The sequence below is a fragment of the Collinsella sp. LCP21S3_A9 genome (genome assembly GCF_052118785.1).
Taxonomy (GTDB): domain Bacteria; phylum Actinomycetota; class Coriobacteriia; order Coriobacteriales; family Coriobacteriaceae; genus Collinsella.
Map to the genome: position 1 here is coordinate 42,267 of NZ_JBQKGN010000010.1, position 16,920 is coordinate 59,186.

The following is a 16,920-nucleotide window of genomic DNA, read 5'->3' on the forward strand; positions in this document are numbered from 1 at the left end:
GTCCATGAACACCGAGGAAATTGCGCGCATTGTCGGAGACCAGCGCGTCTACTTTAAGACGCACGCCACGTTTGATGTCGATGCTCGACGTCGTGCGCTCGTGAGTTTACGCGATGCGGTGCGGGCCCACGAGGCCGATATTGCCCATGCACTCAAGACCGATTTGGGAAAGTCGCATGACGAGGCGTATATGTGCGAGATCGGCACGTCGCTTTCCGAGATTCGTCATCAGATCGCGCATGTGGCTCGATGGAGTCGTCCGCGCCTGCGTCCGTGCGACCTTGCCAACGCCGTGAGTGTGTGCAAAACGCAAGCCGTGCCCTATGGCGTCACGCTCATCATGGCCCCGTGGAACTACCCGTTTTTGCTAACGCTCGAGCCGCTCGCCGGCGCCCTTGCCGCGGGCAATACTGTGGTCATCAAGCCGAGCGCCTATGCTCCAGCATCGAGTGCGGTGCTCAAGCAGATCTGCGAAGAAGCATTTGATCCGTGCCTGGTGACAGTTGTCGAGGGCGGGCGCGCCGAGAACGAAGCGCTGCTCGATGAGTGCTGGGACAAGATCTTCTTTACCGGTAGCGTTCCGGTCGGCAAGCTCGTCATGGAGCGCGCAAGTAAAAACCTTACGCCCGTGACGCTTGAGCTGGGTGGAAAGAGTCCCTGCATCGTGGATGCGACGGCAAACTTGAAGGTCGCGGCACGGCGTATCGCCTTTGGTAAATGGCTCAACGTGGGGCAGACCTGTGTGGCGCCCGACTACCTGCTGGTCGATACGCGCGTGCACGACGAGTTGCTGGGCCTCATCAAGGAAGAGGTGCGCCGTATGTTTGGCGAGCATCCGCTCGACAACGAGGATTACGGGCATATCGTCAATGCCAAGCATTTTGCGCGCGTGCACGACCTGATCGATCCCGATAAGGTCGTGCTTGGAGGTGCTGCGCGCGAGGCTTCGCTCAAGATTGAGCCGACAATTTTGGACGGCGTGGCCCCCGATGACGCCGTGATGCAGGAGGAGATTTTCGGTCCCATCTTGCCGGTGCTGACGTTTGAGAGCCTAGACGAGGCCGAGACGTTTATTACGGATCGTCCGACGCCGCTGGCCCTGTATATCTTTAGCCAGGACCGTGAGGTTCAGCAGCGCTTTGTGCGTTACGTGCCCTTTGGTGGCGGTTGCGTCAACGACACGATCATGCATCTGGCTACGAGCCATATGGGCTTTGGCGGCATGGGAGCGAGCGGTATGGGGCAGTATCATGGACGCGAGAGCTTCGATACGTTTAGCCACAAGAAGAGCATCGTGAACAAGGCAACGTGGCTGGACGTGCCATTCCGCTATGCCCCTTACGCAAACTGGAAGCACAAATTTGTGCGCATGTTTGTGCATTAGAATCAGATGGCGTAGGGACAAACGGTCGAAAAGACGCAGGCAGGATGAATTTGTGTCCGTACGGACCCGTAGACTTCTCGGTAAGGTTAAGCGCCGGTTTATCCGGCCGTTAGGGGAGTTGCCATGTACGAGCCTTCACGTGTTCTTCTGTCGTTTCACATTGCGGGATTTCAGTATGCCGACGGCGCTTTGGTCCTGGGCGATCTTAAAGCGGGCGATAAACTGACGCTGTGCGCCGAGCGCGATAATCCCCATGATCCCGAGGCGGTTGCGATCTACTACGGCAACACCAAGCTTGGCTATGTTCCGGGAAACGAGGTCGGTCCGCTGTCCTTGATGATGTATTACGGCCATGAGGACGTATTTGAGGCCCGCGTGCAGCAGGTTGCCCCCGAGCGTAGCCCGTGGCACCAGGTGCGCGTTGGCCTCTATGTGGTGGATGCCCGCTAATCGGTAAGGGAGGCTGCCATGTTTGATGACGATGACCTGTTCGATCTGACGGACGATTCGTTTGAGTGGGATATGCTACTCGACGACGATGAGCTGGAGCAGGACCGTAAGATGCGACAGGACAAGAAAACTCAGGGTGATGCGTCGAAAAAGAAAGACAAGCGCCGTCGCGGACTGTTTGGCGGGCTCTTTGGGTAACTGCCGCATCGCTGCGTCTGTATACTTAGCACGAGTTGGACGCGTTGCGAAATGAGGACTGAGACGATGATGTGGTTTACCGCCGACCTGCACCTGGGCGACACGAATATCTTGCACGACATGGACCGACCGTTTGGCTCGGTTGAGGAGATGAACCGCAAGGTCATCGATGCCATCAATGAGTGCGTGGCTGCGGACGACCGCCTCTATATTCTGGGTGACTTTACCTATCGTCTGCCCCTAGCGGATGCCGTGCGCCTGCGCGAGCGCATCGAATGCCAGAACGTGACGCTCATCCGTGGTAACCATGACGGCGACTGGGAAGATCCCGACGTGCCGCAGATTTGGGAAGACGTGCGTGATTACCTGGAGATTGCTCCCGGCTATGCCAAGGGTCATCGTCTGGTTATGAGCCACTACCCCATGCTCAGCTGGAATGGCAAGGCACGTGGCGCCATCATGCTGCACGGGCATATCCACAGCAGGGGAGACCGCACCAATGCGCGCAGCCGCGATCGCGAACGTCCTATCTTTCGCTACGATGTCGGCCTCGATGCCAACGAGTACAAGCCCGTAAGCCGTGACCAAATCCTAGGCTTCTTTGGACTGTAATTCTCGAACCGTCATACAAACCGCCACAAAGGGGACGGGCACCTTTGTGGCGGTTCTGGCGCCGTTGCCATTATGGCGGCGGCGCCTTTTTTGTCCGCGCAGCGCGGTAGAGTGTAGGCGGTTGAAATTTGCGTCCAGCGAGGAGCTGCTATGAACGAGATCAAGTGCCCGCATTGTGGCGAAGTATTTAAGGTCGATGCATCCGGCTATGCGGATATCGTCAAGCAAGTGCGCGATGCCGAGTTTTCGCGCGACCTGGATGAGCGTGTGAAGGCGGTCCAGCGCGAGGGCGAGCAAGCGCTGGAGCTTGAGCGCTCGCGTTCGATGGCTGCCTTGCAAAAGGCAGAGTCCCAGCGCAACGCTCAGCTTACCGAGCAGAAGAACGCTGCGGCTCAACAGCTGGCACAAGAGGTTGCCAAGCGCGATGCTGAGCTCGCCGAGCTGCGTGCCAAGCTCGAGGGCGCTGCCGCAGAGCGCGAGAGTGCAAGCCAGCGCGCGGCGGTAGAGGCACGAGCCAACGCTCAAAAGGAGAATGCCGAACTCCAGCGCGAGATCGACAATTTGCGTGCGCAGCTGGAGCGCAAAGATGACGAAGCCAAGCTCGTCGAGTCGGCGGCACGCAATGCCGCTCAAAACGATTTAGCTGCACGTGATGCTCAGATTGCCGAGCTGCAGGCCAGGCTTGCCGCGGCGGACAAGGCCCAGGAGATGGCGCTTGCCGCTGCCGCGGCAGAGTCGCAGCGTGAGCTCGATGCCGCTCGCAGCGAGGCCGAGCGCGCGCTTGCTGACTATCGCGCGAAGGTACAAGAGAAGTTTTCCGCCGCAAAGGCTCAGTCTGAGCGCGAGGCCGAGGGCCTTCGTGCACAGCTTCGTGAGCAAGAACTTTCTGCAAAAATGGAGCTGTCGAAGGCGGTCGCCGCGGCGGAGCGAGAGCGCGATGAGGCGCGTGCCAAACTGACGAGCGAGCTGGCGGTGCGCGATTCTCGCGAGGAACAGGTCAAGGCGGCACACGAGCTCGAGCTTGCGCAGGCCAAGCGCGCGAGCGATGACCTGATTCGCTACAAGGATGAAGAGATCGAGCGCCTTAAGGACATGAAGGTCCGTCTGTCCACCAAGATGGTGGGCGAGTCGCTCGAGCAGCACTGCGAGACCGAGTTTAACCGTCTGCGCATGACGGCATTTCCCAACGCGTACTTCGAGAAGGATAACGATGCGTCCGAGGGTACCAAGGGCGACTTTATCTTCCGCGAGTGCGACGCGAGCGGCAACGAGGTCATTTCGATTATGTTCGAGATGAAAAACGAGAACGACGAGACCGCGACCAAGCATAAAAACGAGGACTTCTTTAAGAAACTCGATCACGATCGTCGCCAGAAAGGCTGTGAGTACGCGGTGCTCTGCACGCTGCTCGAGCCCGAGAGCGAGCTCTATAACGTAGGGATAGTCGACGTGAGCTATCGCTACGAGAAGATGTACGTGATTCGCCCGCAGTTTTTCATTCCCATGATCACGCTCCTTCGCAACGCCGCCATGGGCTCACTGCGCTATAAGCAGGAGCTAGCGGAGTACAAACAGCAGAATATCGACGTCACGAACTTCGAAGCCAAGATGGAGAAGTTCAAGAATGATTTCGGTCGCAACTACGAGATCGCGAGTCGCAAGTTCCAAACGGCAATCGATGAGATCGACAAGACGATTAGCCATCTGCAGAAAACCAAGGAGGCATTGCTGTCCTCCGAGAACAATCTGCGCCTAGCCAACAAGAAGGCCGACGATCTTACCATTCGCAAGCTCACGTGGGGCAACAAGACCATGAAGGCGGCGTTTGATGAGGCGCGCGGGGCTGCGCCAGAGACAAACGATGAGCCAGCCGAGGCGGATTCGTATGAGGTCGAGGATACCGAGTAAGGCATAGCGTATAGTGCAAAAACGGGGCCGCTGGCGATATTGCCAACGGCCCCGCTTCGTTTCGTTCCAGTATGTTCGACTAGTCCTCGAGCAGGTCTTCGATAAAGCCGACGCGGTAGTTTTTGAAGATGACTTCACCGCCGTCTTGCGTGGCGTCCAGATCGACATCGCCCATGATGCCAAAGTCGTGGTCGCCGTCCTCGTCGGCAAAGATCTGGTGCACGTGCCATACGTGCGCGGTCTTCTCGTCGGACTCATCGATGGAAAACATCGCGGCGCTGCGGGCATCTCCGTCGGTGAGGATTTCCTCGTGCTGCTCATGGTAGGCATCGAGGGCCTTTTGCCAGCGGATCTCGCTCATGCCCCAGTCGTCGTCGAGCTCGCCCAGGTCGCGAACGTGCTCACGGGCGGCAAGGGTCACGCGGCGGAAGAGCGCATTGCGCACCAGCAGCGTGCAGCCGCGGCGGTCCGCCACGACCTCGTCGATGCCCTGTGGCGGCGCGGCATCGAGGGCTGCCGGGTTGCCGGCGTTCTCCCACTCGTCCACCAGGCTCGAGTCCACCGAGCGCACCACAAAGCCCAGCCACGAGATAATGTCGCGCAGGCGCTCGTCGCGCTTCTCGATGGGTACGGTGCGGTCGAGCGAACGGTAGGCCTCTGCCAGGTAGCGAAGCAAAATGCCCTCGGAGCGGGCGATGCCGAGCTTTTGAATGTAACCCTTAAAATCGCTCGCGCTTTCCAGCATATCGCGCAGGACACTCTTGGGAGAGAGCTGGTAGTCGTTTGCCCAGGGCACTTCCTGGCAGTACTTGTCAAAAGCGGCGTCGAGCAAATCCTCGAGCGGCTTTTCGTACGTGACGTCTTGAATGCGCTCCAAGCGTTCCTCATACTCGATGCCGTCGGCCTTCATCTCGGCCATAGCGCGATCGCGTGCGGCGCGCTCCTGTGCACGCAATACCTGCTTGGGGTCCTCGAGCGTGGCCTCGACCATCGAAATGAGATCCATGGTATAGGTCTCACTTTCGGGGTCGAGCAGCTCCAGCGCGGCAAGCAAAAAAGGCGAGAGCGGCTGGTCGAGCGCAAAGTCCTCGGGCAGGTCGACCGTCAGCGCGTAGTCGATGTCCGGCGCGGCGTCAACCGGAGCGTCGGGTGCGGGCGGCATCTCGGTGCGCACGACGACGCCGGAGTCGATGAGCGTGGCGAAGATCTCGTCGGCGCGAACCTCAAGCTTGGCCTTCTCTTCGGGGGTCTGCAGGCTTGTCTCGATGAGGTCATGTACGCGGGCTCGGGCATTGCCGCCCTGCTCGACCACACTAATCACCATAGAGTGCGTGATGCGCAGGCGTGGCTTGAGTGTTTCGGGTTGCGTCTCGATCAGGCGCTCAAAAGTTTGCTTGTTCCAGGAGACAAAGCCCTCGGGGGGCTTTTTCTTTTTAATCTTACGGAGTTTTTTGGGGTCGTCGCCCGCCTTGGCCATAAGCTTGGCATTCTCGATCTCGTGCTCGGGTGCCTCGGCGATTACCATGCCCTCGGTATCGAAGCCCGAGCGACCGGCGCGACCGGCAATTTGATGGAACTCGCGGGCGCGCAGACGACGCATTTTGTAACCATCGAACTTGGTGAGCGCGGTGAGCACCACGGTGTGGATGGGTACGTTGATGCCGACGCCGAGTGTGTCGGTGCCGCAAATGACGGGCAGCAGGCCCTGCTGCGCCAATCGCTCGACCAGCAGGCGATAGCGCGGCAACATGCCAGCATGGTGCACGCCGACGCCGCATCCAAGCAGGCGCTTGAGAATCTTGCCAAAGGCCGTGGAGAAGCTCGTTCCCTTTGCCGCTTCTTTGATGGCCTCGCGCTGCTCCTTGCTGGCGATGCCAAAATTGGCGAGCGATTGTGCCGTCGCAAGGGCGGCATCCTGGCTAAAGTGCACGATATAGAGCGGGGCCTCGCCACGGCGCATGGCGAGCTCGACCGTGCCCTCGAGGGAGGTCGTCACATAGTCGTAGCTCAGCGGAACAGGACGCGGGGCATCGACAACCAAGTCGCAAGCAGCGCCGGTGTGCTCCTCGAGCGAGGCGGCGATGGCGGTGACATCGCCGAGCGTGGCGCTCATGAGCATAAACTGCGTGTGGGGCAGGGTGAGCAGCGGTACCTGCCAGGCCCAGCCGCGGTCGGGGTCGGCAAAGTAGTGGAACTCGTCCATGGCGACGCAGCCAACATCGGCATCTTCGCCCTCGCGCAGCGCATCGTTGGCAAGGATTTCGGCCGTGCAGCAGATGACGGGCGCCTTGGTATTGATATGCGTATCGCCGGTGATCATGCCGACGTTATCGCGGCCGAGTACCTGTACCAGGTCGAAGAACTTCTCGCTGACCAGGGCTTTGATGGGGGCCGTGTAATAGCAGCGCTTGCCCTGAGCCATGCCCATAAAGAGCATGCCCAGCGCGACGAGCGATTTACCCGATCCGGTCGGTGTGCCTAAAATGACGTGATCGCCGGCGGCCAGGTCCATGAGGGCCTCTTCTTGGTGATCCCACAGCTCAATGCCACGGTCGCTCGTCCATTCAAAGAAGCGTTCGAAGGCCTGATCGGGCGTGAGCCATGGTTCGGGCTCGCTGCCGTCCTCGGGCTCCCACCAGGTGGGAGAGAGCGCGCCGAGCGAGCCAAACTCGGCTTCGGTTCCCGTGCCGCCCGAGAACGAGCTGGCGGCGCCGGCACCGGAGACGGTGCTGGCGGCGGTATCTGTCGTGGTCTGTGCCATGTGTTTGCTTTCTCTCGCGATTGTCCGCCAACTATTATGGCGTAGCGTCGCATCGATGCGTTCGCAGGCAAGAAAATGCAGGAAATGGGCGTTCTGCCCAGCTGTTTGGTGCAGTTGCCAGCTAAGTGAGTAGACTTTTTGCAATATCGCGAGCACATGGCTTTTGCACAAAGGCTCTACCTGCGGTTTTAGTATTGGTTATGCGGGTTGTGCTTGGCTATTGCAAAAAAGTCTACTCACTTAGATTTGAGGGTCGTTTGCTGGCGCCTATTTGCGCTTGTTTGCCGAAGCCGCGACCATCAGAGGCCCCTGGGACTCCTGCGGTAAGCGCTTCTTGCCCTTGCGGGCGCGGTTTTTAAAGTTCTCGACGGCCTCTTCCATGCCGAGGGGCACGTAGGTGAGCTCATCGAGATTGTCGGGCAGGTAGCACGCAAGGCTTTGCTCCTGCGCGCGCCCCGCCGTGAGCTGTTCATCGCTGGGCAGCGCGTCGGGAGTGGCGCAAATGCCATAGACGGCGGCACCCATCTCGCGCGTGCGGCGCTCGTATTCGGTCTCGGGATGCTCGGGATGGTCGCGGCGAACGTCGTCACTTACCCAAAGTGTGTCGTAGCCGGCCGCGGCAAACTGCCCCAGGGCGTAGTCGCGCAATGGCTTGCTGTCGGTGCGCAGCGTGACGGTGGCGCCGGCTGAAAAAAGCGGACGGTAGAGCATCAGATGGTCGACATGGACGAGTCGTTTTTTGGCGTACTTGGCCTTAGGCTGCGGCGTGGGAAAGTTGATGGTGATGGCATCGAGCTCGCCTGTGGCAAACAGCTGCGGCAACGATGCGGCGCCTCGGGGCAGGACGAGTGCGTTGGTCAGTTCCTGCTCGCAGATTTTCTGTGCGGCATAGGCGATGCAGATGGGCTCCTGGTCCATGCCGATAAAGAGCGTGTTTGGCTCGTGGGCCGCGCGCTCTACAAGGTACGTTCCCTTGCCGCAGCCAAGATCCAGGTGAAGGTGTTCGAAAGACTTGCTGCCTGCGGGCGCACAGGCCTCGCGCCAATCTCCGGCATAGATTTCAGGGTTCGTCTCAATCGCATCGGCGTAGCGCTCCAGGCGCTCTTCGAGCACAAAGTTCTTAGGCGTGCGAACGTGGACGGCTCCCATGAGGCTCCTTGGTCATAAGTATGGAACGCATAGCTGCGCGTTCCGTTAATGGGTTGAAAAAAGGGTAGGCATAGCTTGCCCGAAAGACGCGGTGCGGCTCGACGGCGAGTCGTCGGCGCCTACAGGCGCTTGAGAATCACGTAGCGGTTGAGCTCGCCACTGCGACCGTCGGCATGGAAGCGCTCAAGCTCGCGTACGGGGACCTCGCCGCTCTTGTAGAACGTGCGAACGCCGCGCACCAGGTCGGTGATCTGCTGATCGTCAAAGTGATGGCAATAGCGGTAGGCGTGGCGGTCGTTTTGCCAGCCAATGAGGTGGTCGCCGGCTTCAAACTGCGCTGAATCGTAACCCTCAAACGGCGGGGTGAGCTCGGCGCGGGCCTCGGCGCGAACGGCCTTGCGCGCCATGCGCTCGTCGTTCATAAACTCCCAAAAGCTAATGGCGATGATGCCGCCCGGGCGCGTCTGCCGCACCAGGGCGTCGAGCACGCGTACGCGGTACTCGCACGACGGCACGTGGTGCATAAAGCCAAAACAGACCGAGATGTCGGCGAGCGGGGCGTCGAAAAGCGCGTCGGGCGCCTCGGCGGGGTTGAGCTTCATGAGGGCATCGAGCACGTCGAGTTCCTGGAAGTGCAGGTTGGGAATGCGCAGGGCGTGACCGTGCGCATCGATAGCCAGGTCTTGGCACGAGTCGACGCCATAGAACTCAAACGGGCAGCTGGCATCTGCCGAGGAGTTTGCGCCGTCGACGCCCTTGGCGGCAAGTGCGCCGCCGGCGGCAAAGTTCTCGAATCGCATATTGCCGCAGGCGAGATCGAAGACGCGGACGGGATGCTCGATTGTGGCGACGTCGAGCTGCCCGAGCGCTATATCCATGGTGCGCACCCAGCCGGGCCACGGGGCCTGACGCGTATCGGAAAAGGAGGCGGAGTGCTCGCGATAGAACGTGTTGTTGAGCTGGATGAGCGATGAGGCGAAATCGCGGTTCACGGCGCGGGACTCCCTCCGTTGGCGGTGCGGAATTAACAGTACGACCATACTACCGTTAACGCCGCAACGGGGACAACCGGGCTAGGTGCCATTGCTTTGTTTGGACACATTTCCGCAGCTCACATGCACCCGCAACCGCCGGTTGTCAAAAATCTCACTAGAATAGGTGGCATGCTTTTGGCGGTGGCGGATAGATTTTTAACTGTGCAAGGCGCCTTAAGAACAAAAACGGTCCGGCGGCACGGCTGGCATCACATAGGAGGAACCATGAATGTAGAAACTGCGCAGCGGCTCGCCGACCTTCGCCGCAGCAAAGGCTTTAGTCAAGAAGGGCTGGCACGAAAGCTGGGACTGTCGCGCCAAGCGGTCAGCAAATGGGAACGCGCGGAGAGCTCGCCCGATACCGAGAACCTGATCTCGCTCGCCAAGCTCTATGGCGTGAGCCTGGACGAGCTGCTCAATCCGAGCGATGAGATCGAGGACGATATCGAGTTTGAGAACGAGGACCGCGCCCGCCAGCGCGAGGCCGAGGCCGCGGAGCGCGCACGCACCCATGAGGCGGCGGCACGTGCCACCGAGGCGGCAACACAGGCGAGTGATGCTGCGGCCAAGGCGGCGCAAGCGGCAAGCTGGAGTGCGCAGGCCGCCAATGCTGCTACGGCGCAGGCGACGAGTGGCGGCGCAGTTGGCTCGACTCCGGTGAAGGGCCCGTTCCAGTCGTTCCCGTATTGGGCCGTGTGCTGGCTGCTGTTCTTTTTGCTGATGTTCCCGTTTGGCGCCGGCCCCTTTGCCGCGCTGATCTTCTTTACGATTCCCATCTATCACTGGGTGGCGCGTGCGCTCGATGGCGATTGGGCGCGCGGTGATATTCAGGTTGGTCCGGCGCCGGTGACGGCTAGGGCTCGGAATGTTTCCGCTGCGGTTGATGCTGACGTGGCTACCGCGACCACCGCTGAGCCGATTGCCAAAGAGGGTGATGAATGATGAAGCTTTCGCATGAATCCAAGGTACGCTTGGGCGTTGGCGTCGGAGCGTTTGTGCTCATCATTGGGCTTGTCTTTGGCATTTCGCGGCTATTGGCTCATTCCGATATGGTGCGTACGACCGGTATTCTATCTGGCCATTTGTCTGATTTTGACGATATGTTTGACGAGGACGATTCCTTGAATAGCGGTAACTATTCCGCTCGGCCTCAGCAACTTTCGAGTGTGACTTTTGATGCCGATGAGTTCCGCTACCTCGATTTCGATATCAATGCGGCTTCGGTGGACGTCAAGGTTGTTGATGGCAACAAGGCTCGCGTTATAGAGCGGGGGCGCGTTGCCGAGGGTATGGATGCCTCCAAGGCCGCGACGCAAAACATCGCATCCGTCGAGGACTCGACGCTCAAGGTTTCCCAGTTTGGAAGTGATGACGGTAAGGCAATCGATCGCTCAGTTACGGTTGAGCTGCCACGCCGTGTTGCCGAACATCTGAAGGGAGTCAACGCGCACGTGGGCTCGGGTGATCTGCAGATTGCCGGTGTCATCTGTGATGGTTTCGACCTTTTCCTGGGTGCGGGAGATGTAGAGTTTTCGGGCAGCGTGACTGATGCGCTCAGCGCTGAGGTCGGTTCGGGCGATGTGACGTTCGAGCTTTACCAGGCCCCCGCGAAGTCGATGGACGTGAGTGTGGGCTCGGGCGATGTGGAGATGACGGTTCCGAACTCGACGGGCTTTAAGGCGAGCGTCACCTTGGGCAGCGGCGACTTCGAGAGCGATTTCCTTCCGCTTGGCTACGACGGCGAGACCATTTTGAATCTTGAATTCGATAACGGCGATAAGTCTGCCACGTATCGTTTTGAGGTCGGTTCGGGTGACATGTCGTTTGATCCGGAGTGACACGCGGTTTTCGGAGATCGGTACATATAGGCGTGCTCTTTGATGAAGGCGCCGGGGCCGTGACGGGCTCCGGCGCCTTTGCCTTTACAATGGGGGCATGGAACAGATTATCTTGAACATACTTAAAGCCTTGCGTCGCGGCGAGACCGTGGACGACAAGGCGCTCGTCAAATTGATACATGCCGAGGCACGCCGTGAGGGTGCCGACAAGCGCGATCTGGCCAAGCGCCGTCTGCTGCCGTTCTACCAGCGGGTTAAACGTGAGGATCCGGCTCGTTGGGCTGCGTGGAATGTCGATTCCGATCTGGAACGTCAACTGCTGCAGGTGCTACGCATGAAGCCGCGCCGCACGGCTTCGGGCGTAGCGACCATTACCGTCATCACCAAGCCGTGGCCGTGCTCGGGCGATTGCCTGTTTTGCCCCAACGACCTGCGTATGCCCAAAAGCTATTTGCATGCCGAGCCCGCGTGCGCCCGTGCGGAGCAAAATTGCTTCGATCCGTATCTGCAGGTGAGCGCTCGTTTGACCGCGCTTTCGCAGATGGGGCATGCGACCGATAAGATTGAGCTCATTGTGCTCGGTGGCACCTGGAGCGACTATCCGGAAGGCTATCAGACATGGTTTATGTCGGAGCTTTTCCGTGCGCTCAATGACGATGCCGTCGCCGGCGTGGCGGCCAACCCCATGTTGGCGCGTCCGGGCATCAGCCGTGCCGAGGCGGGGCGTCTGCTCGACGATGCACCCGCCGATGCCCTGCCGCCGGTGGTAGCGGAGCGCCGCGAGCGCTATCGGGCTGCCGGCATTGCGACAGACGAGGCCGAGCTCGCTGCCGGCGTTGCCGACGAGCAGGAGCGTGTGGATGCTGTCGTGGGCGGCTATAACCGTGCGGTGCGTCGTTTGTACGGCCCTGGTACGCCGTGGGGCGAGGTCACCGAGTGGCAGACGGCAACGATGGAGGAGCTCGAGCGTCAGCAGCGCATCAACGAGACGGCGAAGCATCGCGTGGTGGGACTCGTTATCGAGACGCGCCCCGATGCCATAACGCCGCAGGCGCTTACGCTCATCCGCCGCCTGGGCTGCACCAAGATCCAGATGGGCATCCAGAGCCTCGACCAGTACCTGCTCGATATCAACGAGCGTCGCATTTCGGTGGGGCAAATCGAGCGGGCGTTTTCGCTTGCGCGCCTGTTTGGCTTTAAGATCCACGCGCATTTTATGCTCAACTTGCTGGGCGCCACACCCGAGGGGGACAAGCGCGACTACGAGCGCTTTATGACCGAGGGGGCCTTTATGCCCGACGAGGTCAAGGTCTACCCGTGCGCGCTCATCGAGGGCTCGCGTCTGGTGGGCTGTTACGAGCGCGGCGAGTGGCGCCCCTATACCGAGGAGGAGCTACTCGACGTGCTAGCCGATGACATCGTGGTGACGCCGCCGTTCTGCCGTATCAGCCGCATGATCCGCGATTTTAGCTCCGATGACATTATGGTGGGCAACAAGAAGCCCAACCTGCGTCAGCTCGTCGAGAACCGCCTGGCTGCTCGGGGTGACGGTGCGACGGTGCGTGAGATTCGCTATCGCGAGATCAGCACGGCGGGTGCCGACTTGGATGAGCTGACCCTTGACGAGGATGTAGCGTACGAGACGCCGGTGACGCACGAGCGCTTTTTGCAGTGGGTGACGCCGCAGGGCAAGATTGCGGGCTTTTTGCGCCTGTCGCTGCCCGACCATTCGTTTGTTGCCGCGCATTCGGACGAGTTGCCGACGACGCCGGACGAGGCGATGATTCGCGAGGTGCACGTGTACGGCATGGCGGCGCGCGTGGGCGACCAGGGCCAGGCGGCGCAGCATCACGGGTTGGGGCGTTTGCTCGTAGAGCGTGCGTGCGAGATTGCCCGGGATGCGGGTTATACGCACATCAACGTGATCAGCGCGATTGGCACGCGCGAGTACTATCGCCATCTTGGATTTTATGACCATGGCCTTTATCTGCAAAAGGAGCTCTAGATGAACAAGCCGAGTGTTTCTGCCGGCGTTGTTGCCGGCGTTGCTCTGGGAGCCGCGGCGCTGGGCGCGGCTGCCGTCGCTGTTCGCGCTGCCTGCCTGCAGGTCGCGCGAACCCGCAATGGATTGGCGCGTGTGAAACGCGTGCACGATGAGGGCGGCGATGAAGTCCGCGTATTGGTGCAAGGCGGTGTCTACCAAAGCGCGAGTTACGTCGGCGAGCGCTGGGCGGAGCCCGTCTTTGCGTATTATCGCGCGTTTGACGACGTGTTTGAGGCCGAGGATGCGATGCGTGACGTTTATGGTCACGGTATCAGCCGTATGCTTATGCTAGGTGGCGGCGGGTTTGCCTATCCCAAATTTGCGCTGATGTCGCACGAGGGCCTGCGCATGGACGTTATCGAGTATGACGGAGAGATTACGCGCCTGGCGCGCCGCTGGTTCTACCTAGACGAGCTAGAGCGCGCGGCGGGCGATCGCCTGCGGGTGATAACCGCTGAGGCTCGCTCGTATCTGGGTGTGACGAGTGTGGGCCATCGTCGCTACGACGTGGTCGTGAGCGATTGCTTTGGCGGTGCCGAGCCCGTACGCGAGCTGGCGACGGTTGAGGCGTTGCGCTTAGTGCGGGGCAGCCTGAACCCCGGGGGTATCTACGTCGCCAATATCGTGAGCGCAAACGAGGGGGGCGATGTAACGTTCCTGCGCGACTGCGCTGCCACGGCACTCGAGGTATTCGCCCACGCCTGGGTGGTCCCCTGTGGCGATACAGAGTTCGGCGGCGAGGAAAACTACCTGCTCATCGCCAGCGACGGGAACTATGCCTTTGCCGAAGCCGTGCCCTTTGACGCCGACTTCCTCGGCGCCGTCCTTCACGACTAGCGCGTCTTTCTGCGACCAGTCTTTCTGGGACGGGGCTTTTTAGCTGCTTTCGGATGCCGGCTCGCTCCACATCGGGAGCAGTCAATTTGGGACGGGGCTATTTTAGCTATCCCTGCCACTAATCGGCCAAACCTTTCGCTTTACCTGCAAGGGCAGCTAAAATAGCCCCGTCCCAAATTGACTGCTCATATAGTCAGCCCCGTTTTATGCGTGGTCGCGCCAGCTGCGGACACGCTGCTTCATGCCATCTATGTCGAGCACGCCTTCGGCAAAGCCCTTACGCACGAGCTCTTCGGGAACGAACTCATCGTAACGATCAAAGTAAGGCACCTCGCCGGGATAGACGAGCTCGATGGGATCGAAGTCCTTCTCGGCCTCGGCGGCGAGTACCTCAAAGAACGTCTCTTCGTCGGCCTTCATCTTAAACTGCATAAAGTACGGGCGCGACGGGTCGAGTCCGCGAAGGCCCAGCTCCGCGGCACATTTAATCTTGAGCATGCGCTCGAGCGCCAAAAAGGCATAGCTGCCCAACCAGGGGAAGAGCACCCAGGTGTCGCCGCCCAGGTTAATGAGTGGCCTAGTGCCCGCACCCGAAATCTCGGCCGTATGGCGAGCCTGCGCCAGACGGGCTCGCGCGTTGCCCATAAGGTACGGATACGCGGCATGTTCGTTGAGCGCTTTACGCATGCGCTCGAGTACATGCGTGTTGATGTCGCCGGGGCAGTCGCCAAAGTAAGCCGGCACACGGCCCTTGACCTGCGTAGCAAAGACGGTATGGCGCTTCCAGTCCACTTCCTCGACAATCCAGCAGTGCCCGGCGATGGCGATGCGTTCACCGGGCGGTGGGGGATTGACGATCGTGCCCAGCTCGGCCGACTCGCTGCGGACGGTGAACTCCTCGTTTTCCTGGAACACGGCGTAGAACTTAAAATTGTTGATGATGCGCTCGCCCGCGAGGCCCACGATGAGCCCGCCGCCCTCGGTGACCTGGATATGGTCGATCTTAATGAGGTGACGCAGCAGCACGCGATAGTCATCGGCTGAGACGCGATGGAAATAACTGAGCGTGAGCACGCGCTGGGCAAGTTCTGCCGGCGTGAGCTCTCCGGTGCTGGCAAGCGTCGACATAGTCTGGTGATAGAGCAGACTGTAGGGGAGTCGATCGAGCTCGGGCGGCTCGACCCACTTTTCCTCGCGATAGAGTTGTACGAGTGCGATGCCCTGCAGGAGCTTCCACGGAATGGTTTCGGGCATCATCGTGCGCGGCTCGGGCTCTTCCTCGCGCATGACAAACCACATCTCGGGCGGAAGGTCGCGGCGTCCCGTGCGGCCCATTCGCTGCAAAAAGGAACTGACGGTAAATGGCGCATCGATTTGAAACGCACGCTCCAGACGGCCGATATCGATGCCAAGCTCAAGCGTAGAGGTGGTGACGGTCGTCTGTGCCTGCTCCTCATCGCGCATGAGCTCTTCTGCCGTCTCGCGCAACGATGCCGAAAGATTGCCGTGATGGATGAGGAAACGGTCAGGCTCGTGTCGGCTCTCACAGTAGCTGCGCAGCATGGAACATACGGCCTCTGCCTCCTCGCGCGAGTTGGCAAAGACCAGACACTTGCGCCCGCGGGTGTGTTCGAAGATATAGCCCATGCCGGGATCGGCGTTGTCGGGTGCGGTGTCGGTGGGGTTGAGGAGCGCTTGCTCGGCGGCCCGGGGGATGTCGACTTCGCCCTCGGGGGCCGAGGAAGTGCAGCGGTTCCCGGAGCTAGCCTTACCCTGTGCCCGTTTGCGACGTTGACGGCGCTTGTCCTGTGTGGGCTGTCCGCTGTGGCTCGTGCCTTGGGTGTCGGCCGGCAGCGCCGTGGGTGCCGCTGCCTCAATGCGCTCGGAGGCAAGCACTTCGGCCTCTTGAGGACCCATGCTCTCGAATCCCCGCTGCTGTGCCTGGGGACCCGAGTTGTAGAAGTGCTCCATGGAGATGCGCCACACGCGGCGCGGTTCCTCAAAACGGGGGATAACGCAGTCACGTCCCGTTCCCTGTGAGAGAAAAGCGCCCGTGCGCTCGGGGTCGCCGATGGTGGCCGAAAGGCCAATGCGTCGAGGCTGCACGCCGGCCATGCGCGAGAGTCGCTCGATAAGGCAGAGCGTCTGCCCGCCACGGTCGCCGCGCATGAGCGAGTGGACCTCGTCGATGACCACATAGCGCAGGTCGCAAAACATGCGCGGGATCGCCATGTGCTTATGGATCAGGAGCGCCTCGAGTGACTCGGGCGTAATCTGCAAGATGCCGCTCGGCTTTTTGATGAGCTTAGCCTTGTGCGACTGCGAGACATCGCCATGCCAGTGCCAGACAGGGATATCGGCCTCTTCGCAGAGGTCGTTAAGGCGGACGAACTGATCATTGATGAGCGCCTTGAGGGGGCCGATGTAGAGGGCGCCCACGCTCGCGGGGGGCTTCTCCCAAAACTCGGTCAGGATGGGAAAGAAGGCCGCCTCGGTTTTGCCGGAAGCCGTGGATGCCGTCAGGAGCACATTGTCTTGTGTGTTAAAGATGGCATCTGCCGCCGCAACCTGAATGGAGCGGAGACTCTCCCAATCGTGGGAGTAGATGAAGTCTTGGATAAACGGGGCGTAGCGGTCAAAGGCGTTCACGGGGCCTCCTTTCAAAAGCGAATCTCTCAACGCGGCGGGCAGTGGCTTACTGCATG

Annotated in this window: 13 protein-coding genes; 9 read left to right on the forward strand and 4 right to left on the reverse strand. The window is 60.4% G+C overall.

The window, feature by feature from the left end:
• Window positions 1-4: 4 nt before the first annotated feature.
• The 5 genes from ACTQ05_RS05785 to ACTQ05_RS05805 all read left to right on the forward strand — a co-directional run bounded on the left by ACTQ05_RS05785 (window position 5) and on the right by ACTQ05_RS05805 (window position 4,552).
• Window positions 5-1,384: an aldehyde dehydrogenase gene (locus tag ACTQ05_RS05785; protein ID WP_441538285.1), complete on the forward strand. Its 1,380-nt coding sequence runs from the start codon at window positions 5-7 to the stop codon at window positions 1,382-1,384.
• Window positions 1,385-1,507: 123 nt separating this feature from the next.
• Window positions 1,508-1,834: an HIRAN domain-containing protein gene (locus ACTQ05_RS05790; protein WP_117655201.1), complete on the forward strand. Its 327-nt coding sequence runs from the start codon at window positions 1,508-1,510 to the stop codon at window positions 1,832-1,834.
• An 18-nt stretch (window positions 1,835-1,852) separates the two neighbouring features.
• Window positions 1,853-2,032 (forward strand): hypothetical protein, encoded by a 180-nt coding sequence (locus ACTQ05_RS05795; protein ID WP_154517096.1) that lies wholly within the window; start codon window positions 1,853-1,855, stop codon window positions 2,030-2,032.
• Between the two features lie 66 nt (window positions 2,033-2,098).
• The gene (locus ACTQ05_RS05800; protein WP_441538287.1) at window positions 2,099-2,644 is read left to right on the forward strand and encodes a metallophosphoesterase; all 546 of its coding nucleotides are present in this window, start codon (window positions 2,099-2,101) and stop codon (window positions 2,642-2,644) included.
• 150 nt (window positions 2,645-2,794) lie between these two features.
• On the forward strand, window positions 2,795-4,552 hold the full coding sequence (locus ACTQ05_RS05805) for a DUF2130 domain-containing protein (RefSeq protein ID WP_441063714.1): 1,758 nt from the start codon (window positions 2,795-2,797) through the stop codon (window positions 4,550-4,552).
• A 79-nt stretch (window positions 4,553-4,631) separates the two neighbouring features.
• On the opposite strand, the gene ACTQ05_RS05810 is transcribed toward ACTQ05_RS05805, so the two are convergent.
• From ACTQ05_RS05810 to ACTQ05_RS05820, 3 genes are all read right to left on the reverse strand, one after another.
• A complete protein-coding gene (locus tag ACTQ05_RS05810; protein WP_441063716.1) occupies window positions 4,632-7,313 on the reverse strand; it encodes a DEAD/DEAH box helicase in 2,682 nt (893 codons plus the stop codon).
• Window positions 7,314-7,580: 267 nt separating this feature from the next.
• A complete protein-coding gene (gene trmB / locus ACTQ05_RS05815; RefSeq protein ID WP_154517108.1) occupies window positions 7,581-8,462 on the reverse strand; it encodes a tRNA (guanine(46)-N(7))-methyltransferase TrmB in 882 nt (293 codons plus the stop codon).
• Between the two features lie 119 nt (window positions 8,463-8,581).
• Window positions 8,582-9,454, reverse strand: a complete 873-nt coding sequence (locus tag ACTQ05_RS05820; RefSeq protein WP_441044870.1) for a class I SAM-dependent methyltransferase — start codon at window positions 9,452-9,454, stop codon at window positions 8,582-8,584.
• A 267-nt stretch (window positions 9,455-9,721) separates the two neighbouring features.
• Between ACTQ05_RS05820 and ACTQ05_RS05825 the strand changes: the two genes are divergently transcribed.
• From ACTQ05_RS05825 to ACTQ05_RS05840, 4 genes are all read left to right on the forward strand, one after another.
• On the forward strand, window positions 9,722-10,438 hold the full coding sequence (locus ACTQ05_RS05825; protein WP_441063717.1) for a helix-turn-helix domain-containing protein: 717 nt from the start codon (window positions 9,722-9,724) through the stop codon (window positions 10,436-10,438).
• Window positions 10,438-11,334: a DUF4097 family beta strand repeat-containing protein gene (locus ACTQ05_RS05830; protein ID WP_195838579.1), complete on the forward strand. Its 897-nt coding sequence runs from the start codon at window positions 10,438-10,440 to the stop codon at window positions 11,332-11,334. The genes ACTQ05_RS05825 and ACTQ05_RS05830 overlap by 1 nt, the downstream gene beginning before the upstream one ends.
• Before the next feature lie 97 nt (window positions 11,335-11,431).
• Window positions 11,432-13,339, forward strand: a complete 1,908-nt coding sequence (locus ACTQ05_RS05835; protein WP_441538290.1) for an elongator complex protein 3 — start codon at window positions 11,432-11,434, stop codon at window positions 13,337-13,339.
• Window positions 13,340-14,215: a spermidine synthase gene (locus ACTQ05_RS05840; protein ID WP_441538292.1), complete on the forward strand. Its 876-nt coding sequence runs from the start codon at window positions 13,340-13,342 to the stop codon at window positions 14,213-14,215.
• A gap of 204 nt (window positions 14,216-14,419) precedes the next feature.
• On the opposite strand, the gene ACTQ05_RS05845 is transcribed toward ACTQ05_RS05840, so the two are convergent.
• Window positions 14,420-16,864 (reverse strand): DEAD/DEAH box helicase, encoded by a 2,445-nt coding sequence (locus ACTQ05_RS05845; protein WP_441538294.1) that lies wholly within the window; start codon window positions 16,862-16,864, stop codon window positions 14,420-14,422.
• Window positions 16,865-16,920: the final 56 nt, after the last annotated feature.